Below are 2024 nucleotides of genomic sequence, written 5' to 3' on the forward strand. Positions count from 1 at the left end.
CTTTATTTTGATAAAGATAGTTATAGATTGATTGGACGCTGACTTTCTTTAAACGTGCAGCAATCTGCTCTGGGCTGTAATAAAGCATGAGGTATTTTTCAACTTGGCGCCATACCGAAGACTCTATTGGCTTACCATTACCGCTGTTTTTTCGCCTTTTCCTAGCTAGGGTTACCGCATCATGTGCTTGATAGGCTTGATTAGGTTTTGAGTTTCTTTTTATCTCTCGACTTATTGTCGAAGGATGTCTATTGAGTAGCTGGGCTATCTCTTTTTTATTCTTTCCGGCTTGTAATAATACGAAAATTTGGTATCTTTCCTTCCTAGAAAGGTGATTATAATACATAGCAATCTCCAAACTGTGGTGGTGCGAAGGTGCTAGTATAAATCACCTTTCTACTTTCTTCACTCCACCGTGTTTAAAATTGCACTTCATGTTTGAATCCAGGCTTCCTACATAAATATCTTCAACAATGGCGTGTTGATTTACGATTCTCCATTTAATATTAAAATGGTAAAGTGTAAATCCGTATGCTTGTTCATTAATGTTTTTTTGTTTATAGGCTGGTCTTGGATCTTGGGATATTACTTGTGTAATTAATTCGGCGAGTTGAGGATAACTTTGTTTTTGTAAATCCAAAGATAATCGTGCTTTTTGTGAGAACTCTACTGTTATTTTTTTTTCAGGAGTAGATTGTGCGTATCCTGCAAGTGCTTCTGAGTGACTATCGGAATAAGGGAGATAAGGCTTGATATCAATAATTGGTGTACCATCGACTAAGTCAAGACTTCCTAATTTTAAGACTACTTGCTTATTTTCTATGATGATATCTTTTAACTCTACTGCTGAAAGCCCAATATGATTAGGTCTAAACGGCGATCGTGTAGCAAACACCCCTATTGTTTTATTACCACCTAAACGAGGAGGGCGAACGGTTAATCTCCATTTTTCAGGAGCAACATGGTGAAATAGGAATAATAACCATAAATGTGAAAATTGTTCTAATCCTTTTACACTGATAGGGTCATTATAAGGTGCTAATAAATAAAGTTCCCCTTGTCCTGCACTAACTAGATTGGGTTGTCTTGGTACAGCAAATTTTTCACTATACGGTGAGCGGATAATGCCGATTGGTTCAATTTGATATGTCATTATTGGTCGATAATTTTATTTATGAGTAGCAGTTTTGTTAAGTCATTTTATTATTATCTCTATTTCCGCCGATCGATACAAAGATCGGCGGATTTAATATTAGTCTAATATTTATTTATAAATTGTTACCAACCGCGAATAGCTCCACCATTAAAAATTTGGTCAGCTTTTTGTGCAACAGCTTCGGTTTGGTATGCTTTAACAAAATTTTTCACATTTTCATTATCTTTATCCACTTCACGCGAAACAATAATGTTAACATATGGTGATTCTTTATCTTCAACAAAAATACCATCTTTACTTGGTGTTAAGTTTGCTTGTCCTGCAAATGCGTTATTGATGATTGCAAGATCAACTTGGGCATCATCCAATGAACGAGGTAACATTGGGGCTTCGAGTTCTAAAATATTGTAGTTATAAGGGTTACTGGTAATATCAAGTACAGTTGGTAGTAAACCTTTAGATTTATCAACAGTAATCATCCCTTCATGTTGTAATAATAGTAATGCTCGTCCTAAGTTTGTAGGGTCATTAGGAATAGCAATCGTTGAGTTAGCTGGAATGAAAAATGCTTCACCGCGTGGTGAAGTGACTTTTACACCTTCGCCTGTTTCTATTGATTCATCAATTGGTTTTAGTTTATGAGAATAGCTTGCAATAGGATAAACAAATGAATTACCTACTACAGCTAATTTATAGCCACGTTCTTTCATTTGTTCATCTAAATAAGGTTTATGTTGGAAAGCATTTACATCAATTAGACCATCATTTAATGCTTGATTTGGGGTTACGTAATCGTTAAAAATAACTAGTTCAACATCTAGATTATAAAGATCTTTTGCTTGTTGTTTAACTACTTCAGCAACTTCTT

General features: G+C 35.0%; 3 protein-coding genes. All 3 read right to left on the reverse strand.

Annotation, left to right across the window (positions count from 1 at the left end):
• Window positions 1–346, reverse strand: a 346-nt coding sequence (locus tag A9G37_RS08300; protein ID WP_065575219.1) for a helix-turn-helix domain-containing protein, incomplete at its 3' end; no start/stop codon positions are given.
• Window positions 347–388: 42 nt separating this feature from the next.
• Window positions 389–1156 (reverse strand): tRNA (N6-threonylcarbamoyladenosine(37)-N6)-methyltransferase TrmO, encoded by a 768-nt coding sequence (gene tsaA / locus A9G37_RS08305; protein ID WP_081297702.1) that lies wholly within the window; start codon window positions 1154–1156, stop codon window positions 389–391.
• Window positions 1157–1278: 122 nt separating this feature from the next.
• Window positions 1279–2024, reverse strand: a 746-nt coding sequence (locus A9G37_RS08310; RefSeq protein ID WP_065575221.1) for a MetQ/NlpA family lipoprotein, incomplete at its 5' end; no start/stop codon positions are given.

Origin of the sequence: Gilliamella sp. GillExp13 (assembly GCF_001690815.1) — a bacterium.
GTDB lineage: Bacteria > Pseudomonadota > Gammaproteobacteria > Enterobacterales > Orbaceae > Gilliamella > Gilliamella bombi.